At 41.3% G+C, this 8,498-nt stretch carries 8 protein-coding genes and 1 pseudogene; 4 read left to right on the top strand and 5 right to left on the bottom strand.

The window, feature by feature from the left end:
* Nucleotides 1–663 (bottom strand): IS256 family transposase (locus ACYVAA_RS21500; RefSeq protein WP_460545825.1); only part of this gene is annotated, 663 nt, incomplete at its 3' end.
* A 1,099-nt stretch (nt 664–1,762) separates the two neighbouring features.
* Between ACYVAA_RS21500 and ACYVAA_RS21495 the strand changes: the two genes are divergently transcribed.
* Nucleotides 1,763–1,981, top strand: coding sequence for a JAB domain-containing protein (locus tag ACYVAA_RS21495; protein WP_460545822.1), 219 nt, complete (start codon nt 1,763–1,765; stop codon nt 1,979–1,981).
* Here the strand turns inward: ACYVAA_RS21495 and ACYVAA_RS21490 are convergent.
* The 3 genes and pseudogenes from ACYVAA_RS21490 to ACYVAA_RS21480 all read right to left on the bottom strand — a co-directional run.
* A pseudogene (locus ACYVAA_RS21490) lies at nt 1,963–2,025 on the bottom strand (hypothetical protein); the annotation flags it as partial. The gene ACYVAA_RS21495 and the pseudogene ACYVAA_RS21490 overlap by 19 nt on opposite strands.
* Nucleotides 2,026–2,077: 52 nt before the next feature.
* Entirely contained in the window at nt 2,078–2,722 is a 645-nt protein-coding gene (locus ACYVAA_RS21485; RefSeq protein WP_460545820.1) for a bifunctional 4-hydroxy-2-oxoglutarate aldolase/2-dehydro-3-deoxy-phosphogluconate aldolase, read from the bottom strand.
* 71 nt (nt 2,723–2,793) lie between these two features.
* A complete protein-coding gene (locus ACYVAA_RS21480; protein ID WP_460545818.1) occupies nt 2,794–4,095 on the bottom strand; it encodes an MFS transporter in 1,302 nt (433 codons plus the stop codon).
* 255 nt (nt 4,096–4,350) lie between these two features.
* On the opposite strand from ACYVAA_RS21480, the gene ACYVAA_RS21475 reads away from it, so the two are divergent.
* The 3 genes from ACYVAA_RS21475 to ACYVAA_RS21465 all read left to right on the top strand — a co-directional run bounded on the left by ACYVAA_RS21475 (nt 4,351) and on the right by ACYVAA_RS21465 (nt 6,835).
* Nucleotides 4,351–5,520 (top strand): mandelate racemase/muconate lactonizing enzyme family protein, encoded by a 1,170-nt coding sequence (locus ACYVAA_RS21475; protein WP_460545816.1) that lies wholly within the window; start codon nt 4,351–4,353, stop codon nt 5,518–5,520.
* 29 nt (nt 5,521–5,549) lie between these two features.
* The gene (locus tag ACYVAA_RS21470; RefSeq protein WP_460545814.1) at nt 5,550–5,711 is read left to right on the top strand and encodes a hypothetical protein; all 162 of its coding nucleotides are present in this window, start codon (nt 5,550–5,552) and stop codon (nt 5,709–5,711) included.
* A gap of 164 nt (nt 5,712–5,875) precedes the next feature.
* Entirely contained in the window at nt 5,876–6,835 is a 960-nt protein-coding gene (locus ACYVAA_RS21465) for a ThuA domain-containing protein (RefSeq protein WP_460545812.1), read from the top strand.
* A gap of 145 nt (nt 6,836–6,980) precedes the next feature.
* Here the strand turns inward: ACYVAA_RS21465 and ACYVAA_RS21460 are convergent, their stop codons facing one another.
* Complete coding sequence (locus ACYVAA_RS21460; RefSeq protein ID WP_460545810.1) at nt 6,981–8,132, bottom strand: hypothetical protein; 1,152 nt, start codon at nt 8,130–8,132, stop codon at nt 6,981–6,983.
* Nucleotides 8,133–8,498: the final 366 nt, after the last annotated feature.

Genomic DNA, 8,498 nt, shown 5'->3' with positions numbered 1-8,498 from the left:
TAGATCGCTGAGTACCTGTAGCCAGAAGTTCGCCCCCTCGCTTTCGGAAAGGTACATGCCCAGTACCTCCTTCTTCCCTTCACGGTTGATCCCCAATACATTGTATAGGGCTTTATGGCGTACCTTGCCTTCCTCCCGTACCTTGAAGTGCATTGCATCAAGCCATACAATGCAATAAACCTCTTCCAAAGGCCTGTTCTGCCATTCCTTGACTTTCGGGACAACACGGTCGGTAATATCGCTTATCACTTGCGTGGAGACCTCGGTGTCGTACATGTCCTTGATGTACTCGGATATGTCCCGTAGGCTGCTGCCAAGCCCGTACATCCCAATGATCTGCTTCTCAAGGTTGTCGGCAAGGATACGCTGGCGCTTCTCCACGATCTTCGGCTCGAAGCTGCTGTGACGGTCCTGGGGCGTCTCGATCTCAACTTCGCCCAAGTTGCTCTTCACACGCTTGCTGCCCTTACCGTTACGTTTGTTGCCTACACTGTGACCTGCATCCTCATCCCGAAGATGGGCATCCATCTCCGCCTGGAGGGCTTCCTCCAAAAACTCCTTCAACATGGGAGAAAGCGCACCGTTCTTGCCGAACAGGGACTCTCCTGATAAAAACTGGTCCAGTACTTTCTTCTTAAATGCTGATTCTTGTTCTTCTCTCATATCTCTATCTTATGAACTTTAATTGATTTTCAAAGTCTCAGACAGAGTTTAGATTACAGTCTCTTATAAAATAGCTAATCTGCATTGTGTTCCTTTAAATTTGACCAGCTAGTATAACAGTTTTATCTGGTTTTCTTAGTTGGCGAGGTTATCAAAAGAGTGAAAGCACGGTTACCCCAAGGTATCAGCAAGATGTAGTTTTGTATACAAAACCCTCTTTTCAGCCTCCCAAGTCGGGGGAAAGGTGCTCGGGACTCGCAGCCTTTTGATGGAAGGAAATGGTGGCCATTATGGTTGAAAGTGTTGTTGCTGATCTTGGTGAAAAGTCAACTATACCGGTTAAAGCAGGGTAGGTGGAACGGAGGTCATCTGTTGTTTTTAACGTTTGATTCATTGGTACCCACTGCACCTTTCTGCAAAGGTATGCCGATCAGGAATAAGGTCAAGGGCAAGTGAATGCTTCCTGGCGTCAGCACCCTTGACCTTTATTCCTTCCCGTTATAAGGTGGCATCCAAGAAGAGTGAATGGGGAGGTAGGGTCGGTAATTTGAACATTTTTTTGCTTGGTTGGGGATTACGATTAGAGTGATAAGGTCGGTAGAGTTACTTACGGAGGGATTTCCATCATCTTAATCATCCTATTTTGGCCTTTTTATAGACTTATATCCAATGGTCTTAAAGGATTATTCCGGAGTAACGTTGAAGGAAGAATTGATGAAATGGGTCTCTGTTATTTTACAACTTTTAAATGGATCGGTTTGATGATATGTGGGTGAAAAGCTTACTGTTCAAAACGGATTTGATTTTTCTTATTCATTAATTATTCGACAAGTTAGCTTTCGGGTGGCAGGGCGGCCAAGAGTGTCCGGCATAAACACATGGCTGCCCGCATGCCCTTCATTTATTCCGTTGCCACTTGGCCTTGTTTGCCCTCAAGCTGAAGCGGTTTTCATAATTAATTTCTAACCTTAAAAACGAAATGTGATGGATACCCAAAACAAAAACAGTGTTTCCCATCAAGTCGCTGAAATAGTCCTCAGTTATCAACCAAAAGTCAAGATTTCCGAAGTCCCAAGGATCACTTCTTCCCAAAAAGCCAATGATGTCCTCTTGGAAAACTGGGATAGTTCAAAGATGCAATTTATTGAACAGGACAAACAGGGTGCTGGGGATAGTGAATATTTCCACAGGAGGAACCTCAGGAACAGTAGCGGATCCCAAGATTATTTTTGCAGCAGCTTTAGAAGCCAATGTCATTAGTTTTTTTAAGCGAATAAGATGTTTCATCACCCCATTGTTTGCTATGGGTCTTCTATAGTCCTCGGGTTTGAATGTTCTTAGGTGATGTTCATAATCAACGATAAATTGGTAATTGACTTCTGATAATTCAATATCATTTTTTTAATATTTTAATTTAATTATTCATTTTATTAATTAACTCCTTAAATATCAACATATGGCAGTGAAGGGCTTCCCAATCCTGGTTGTTGATCAAAACAGGGTCAAATAGATTGTCTCCCATGCCAAATGCCTTTGCTCCTGCTTTATGGAATTCTATGAGGTTTTGAAAGCTTACCCCGCCAGTGGGCATTATTTGGATTTCCGTTAATGGTGCCAAAATATCCTTAACATAAGTTGGAGTAAAGGCATTACCAGGAAAGAGTTTTACCATGCGTGCTCCGGCGGTCCAAGCCTTGTATATTTCAGTAGGAGTTAAAGCTCCCGGAAATATCGGAACTTCCATATTGCAGCACTTATGAATAACATCCAAATCAATAATGGGAGAAACCACAAACTGAGCGCCTGCATCGATGGCCTGATTTAAATCTTCCAAATCACAAACTGTTCCGGCACCGACATTCAAATCGTTCCCAAATTTTTGAACCACGGTTGAAATGATCTCTAATGCGGAGGGGGTATTTAAGGTGATTTCCAGGGTCGTGAATCCTGCCTTCAGGTAAGTTTCCGTGATTTTAAGTATTTCTTCCAGTTTATATCCTCTCAATATTCCTATCATGGGTACTGCTTGGAATTTTTCCTCTGAGAATTTCTTGTTCATGGTCAAATGTTTATTTTTAGCGATTATGTTACCTTACAGTTTTCAGCAATCTGTGCAATTGTTAATTTGCCTTAGCCTTGACTGTGGACGTTGATGGTCAATTCATTTTTATCTTTTATTCTTACTACCTTTCCTACCATAAAAAGATAGCTCAGGAAGCCAATAAGTGCCATTATCCCTATGAAATATAGCGCAGGTTTGAAGTCTCCATCTTCCACCAAATAGCCAATGACAATAGGGGTGAGGGCAGCAGAAGACCCTCCTATAAAATTGAAAACTCCTCCGATCAAACCGATTAACCTTTTTGGTGCCAATAAAGAGATGAATACCCAAGTAATGGAGGCAAGTCCATTACCAAAAAATGCCATGGAAAGGAAAGTAATCACCCAAAAGGTGCTGTCGGTAAAGTTGGCAGCAATAATGGCCATGGAGAGGAGCATGCCTATTAATATAGGTGCCTTTCGGGCTGTTTCGTTTGATATGCCTTTCCTGACCATGGCATCTGAAACAAAACCAGAAATCAGCACACCAACAAAAGCAGCTAGAAAAGGTAGGGACGCTAAAAACCCAGATTGAATAAAGTCCAGTCCCCGGTACTTAACAAGGTAGGTTGGAAACCAGGTCAAGAAAAAGATAAACAACGAGCCTAGACAAAATTGCCCAATGTATACCCCCCAAAGTTTTTTATGGGAAAATGCATCTTTAAGGTCTTCGATGGAAAAATTGAATGTATTGTTTTCTGATGGAGAGGCCTCCTCTGTATCTCGGATCAAATCCAACTCTTGTTGGTTGATGGTGGAGTGTTCCTCAGGGTCTCTGTAAAAGAAATACCATACGACAGCCCATAAAATACCAATGATACCTGAAACAATAAACAAGCCCCGCCATCCTAAATGATTCTGGATTAGGACCAGTGTTGGAGTGAGGAATGCCAAGCCAATAAATTGACCGGAGGTATAAATGGCAATGGCAGTGGCTCGTTCTCCTTCAGGAAACCATTTGGTCACTATCTTGTTGTTTTCTGGGTAGGAGGGGGACTCGAAGATACCTATTGCTGCTCTACTTGCGATAAATCCGCCAATGGAACTGATAAAGCCTTGAACCAGAGTGGCCAGGGACCATAAACTCAGAATGGTGGGATATAAAACCCGGGGACGGATATAATCGACGATTATCCCTCCAGGAATTTGCATGGAAGAGTAGGTTACGGCAAATGCCGAAAAAATATAGCCCATTTGAATCGCTGTGATGTTCAAATCATCAGAGATGGCAAATGCAGCAACTGAAATATTGCTTCGATCCAAATAGTTGATCACCACAGTGAAAAACACCATGGCCAAAATGTGGTATCGTTTATTGGTGGGTTTTGTCATTTTGGGTCGGATATTTTAAGAACAGCAAAGTAGTGGTTTAATGCTTATCCGATTACCATAGATGTTTTTAATTGTAATAGCGGTGGTTTTTCATCTGTCTGTTTGTCAGTTGTTTAGTTGGTGTGTCTAGATTTTTTCTAGTATTTATAAGGATTTTTATAACCCTGTTTTATCAAAATAGCGATATGTACTAGTGTGAACAATAAAGATTTGTCAATTTGGTTTTACGAATTCAGGTAATTGAAATAGTTTAAGATGAACAGACCAAAGATTGAAGATGTAATTTGCTATCCCGTAAAAGTTGGTTCGGGCAACCAATTGCTTGTGAAAATTGAATTGAGCAATGGCGTTTATGGATGGGGAGCCTCTGGACTTTCCACGCGCGAACAGGCGGTGATCGGTGCAATCCAACATTATAGACAGTTTCTGTTGGGGAAAGACCCCTTCCAAATCGAAGGAATCTGGCAGGAAATGTATCGAAGTCAATATTTTGAAGGTGGACGGGTATTGACTGCTGCGATATCGGCTATTGATATAGCTTTATACGATATCAAAGGAAAATTATTGAATGTTCCGGTATTTGATTTACTTGGAGGAAGTCAAAGAGAACATATCGATTGTTTTGCTTCTCTAAGGTTTAATTCCAAGGATGATTTATTAAAAAAAGCCGAGGTTCTACTGAAAGAAGGCTGGCAGGTGCTTCGGCTGGCTCCTGCTGAATATGAAGTGTCCCCAGACGGAAGGACTTTTGAGCCGAGAGAATCGATTGCCAACTTGGCGGAATGGGTAATGGAACTACGCAAAATGACGGGTAAGGCTATTACCATTGGAATAGATTACCACCACAGGCTTTCAGTTCCCGAAACGGTATCTTTTATTAGCAGAATGCCACGTGGTACCTTGGATTTTATAGAAGAGCCCATACGGGATGAATCTCCCCAAACGTACAGGGCACTTAGGACAATGGTCGATGTTCCTTTTGCCATTGGAGAGGAGTTTAGTAGCAAGTGGCAGTTTCTGCCTTATATTGAGGAAAATTTGACCCAGTTTGTTCGATTGGATGTTTGCAATGTAGGAGGCTTAACGGAATCAAAAAAAGTAGCAGCCATGGCCGAAGCCCATTATATTGACTTGATGCCCCATAATCCGCTTGGGCCTATTTGCACTGCTGCCTCTATTCACCTTGCTGCATCCTGCCCTAATTTTAACTGGTTGGAAGAAATCAATACCCCAGCAGAGCAGATGGGAACCAATGATCCAACAATCTATACCATTCAACCGGAATTGGACGGCACAAAGTATATGGTGCCAGAAATACCTGGTCTGGGGGTGGAGGTAAATGAAGCACTACTGAAAAAGCAGTCCTTCGAATTTCTGGAAGTCCCTCACTTAAAAAAGAAGGATGGAGGTTTTACCAATTGGTGAAATCTATGAATCGGGTTTTAACTACAAGTTTGAAATTTAAATCAATTTCCGGAAAGCATTATCAAGAAGAAAGGAAAGCGGAGCTTGGTGAGTTTTTGGGAAGCATCATAGCTGGAATTTATGAAGGCATTAAAATAGCACTCTATGATGTAGGATCAAATTATCAGCAAGTAGCTGGAAGACCGCATTAAACAATGTTGGATATCATGGAAAACGATAATATTCAACTGCGGAGTAGGGGCTGGTATATGGATTAAATGTTCAAAACTCTAAACGGAATGTTTTTGATTGGATGGTTGATCAAGATATTAAGCAATCCTTTTGTATGTTTGGTTTAAATGAAAACTACAAAGGAATGAAAAACCTTACTTTAACTATTTTGTTGCTTGTTATATCTTTTTGTGTTCTTGCACAATCTCCCCAAAGCATCAAGGTGCTGATCGTGGATGGCCAAAACAACCACCATGCCTGGCCGAAGACCACGGTGATGATGAAAAGCTATCTTGAAAATACAGGAATCTTCAAAGTGGATGTAGCGCGCACAAAGTATTTGTGGAACGGCCAACCTCAGGCAGTTTACCTGGATAAAGTAGATGTTGGACCTGGAGAACACCTCAACGAGCCCAAAGCTGACCCTGAATTTTCCCCTGATTTCTCAAAATACGATGTAGTGATTTCCAATTTCGGTTGGAAGGCGGCATCCTGGTCAAAAGAGACCCAAGAGGCATTTGAAAACTACATGCGAAAGGGAGGAGGTTTTGTAGCTGTGCATGCTGCAGACAACAGCTTTCCTGAATGGGATGCATATAATGATATGGTAGGTTTAGGTGGTTGGGGAGGAAGAAATGAAACCAGTGGTCCTTACGTTTATTACGATGATAAAGGAGAACGGGTAGAGGACCATTCGCCAGGTGCAGCGGGTCGCCATGGTAAACGCCACTCTTTTGAAATCACCCTTCGGGAGAATCACCCCATCACTGAAGGAATGCCGGAAAAATGGTTGGGAGCCCCGGACGAATGTTATGCCCATATGCGTGGTCCAGCCAAAAACATGAAAGTACTGGCAACAGGTGAAGACCTTACCCGAGAAGGAGGTGAGGGTAGGCATGAGCCTGTCTTGATGGTTTTGGATTATGGAAAGGGAAGGATTTTTCATACTACACTTGGCCACGATGAAAAATCCATGTCTGGTGTAGGTTTTATCACCACCTTTCTTAGGGGAGTGGAATGGGCCGGTTCGGGGAATGTTACTGTTCCGATGCCTCTTGATTTTCCTACAAAAGACCGTTCCTCCAGCAGGTCTTTTACGGATTGAGCATGGTAGAAGACTTGAGAAATGGATTTTACTGCCCAGAATATTAGGTTTTCGATTGAACGTCTTTTCAAGCTTGTACTATAGATCCTAATATTCTCCGTTGCTGCATTCAGGTATGAGGATTTTTTACAAACTCAAAAAAATACTAATCAAAAGGCACTACCAAGATCTCTTCTAAATTAAGATTGATTCTTTCTTTCCCTTTGGCCTTATAGATCGCGGTAAAATAGATGTCATTGTTTAGATATTTTTCAGTGAAGGCCTTAAGAGAATCGGGATTAGTGAAGTATTCCACCGTAGCCATTACCCCGATATCGTGGTTGGAAAAAAAGAAAAACTGCTCCGTATTATTGGGCCCGGGAATCCTCGAAACCAGGGCATAGTCGGATTCTGTATTTTCCGTATCGGCAATAAACGTGGTGTCAGGAAGGTTTCCCTTTCCCAAAAAATGAACTTGGTTATCTTGTATCTTAAAATACTTATTCCCCTCATTAAACAGATAAAAGAACTTTTTTTGCTCTTTAAGACGACCAATATAAATAGTGTTTCCCTTTTTTATATCTGCGAATGATGTATTGGTGGCATATTTGATTTCAAAATCATGCCTCATTAGAGTAAAAAGCCGGGCAAAATCATGGGTGGCATGTTCTGCCATTCGTGTAGAATAATTAAAGTCAGTAGGCTTGGTCAGTAGTTTTAGTTCGGGTTTATTTTCAAGCATTTTATAGTATTCATCTAAACTGTTGATGCTGAAATCTCTGGTCCATCCCGGTAAACCAGAAATAGTCTGGCCGCCGTATCCAAAGGCATCGCCAATAAACAGGTTGGTCGAATGCTTATCATCAAAAAAACCTTCCCATAGTAAGGGCTTTGAAGGTGGAAGGTGGGTGATGATAAGTAAACCTACAGCAACTGTTGTGAGTAAGTAAGGCAATAGTTTCTTGAAATTGGTCAGTGGAAGGTATTTCAGCTTTGGGTTCATTCTCTCAAAACGAATGCTGTATTGGCCTTTATCCAACTTAATTTGCCAAAGGTCATTGCCTCCCTCAGATTCGTAATAGTTTTTTAGTTTTTTTCTGAGGTTATAAATATTCACCCGGACTCTGGGGGTACTTTTATGAGCTCCAGGCTCGGCCCCAAAAAACTCATGGTCAATAATGCCTTCTTTTAGAAAACGGCCTTCAATGTTTGCCTCCACTAGATATTTTAAAATAGCAATACTTGTAGGGGCATTCATAAAGGTGTTACTGTTTACAACTTGTTCGGTTATTTCCAATTTTTTTTCTTTAGAGAGCATAGAGAATCACCTATTTAATTGAGGATCAGTCTGGTTTGAAGTATTGATGTTTTGCTTTTTATCGTAGCTTTAACCGTTATAGGTACCGTTAAAGTGACGTTAAAGTTAACTAATTTCCAGAGAATTGATTTTGTTTGGGGTAGTATTAAAGGCACTATCCTCACGTAAAACGGAATAACTGAAAAATTAAGTTTTATCATGAAAAATCATATCAAAATCATTTTTGTATTAGTACTCTTCCAACTTTTACCCTTCAATGGATTAAAGGCTCAATTAAAAAGTGAAGAGACACAAATTCACTATCTATCCGGGACAGGGAAAGACGACATGGTAGAATGGGATTTTTACTGTTCTGACGGGAGGAAC

The sequence above is a fragment of the Echinicola sediminis genome (genome assembly GCF_054777495.1).
This window is presented reverse-complemented; position numbering and strand designations above follow the sequence as displayed.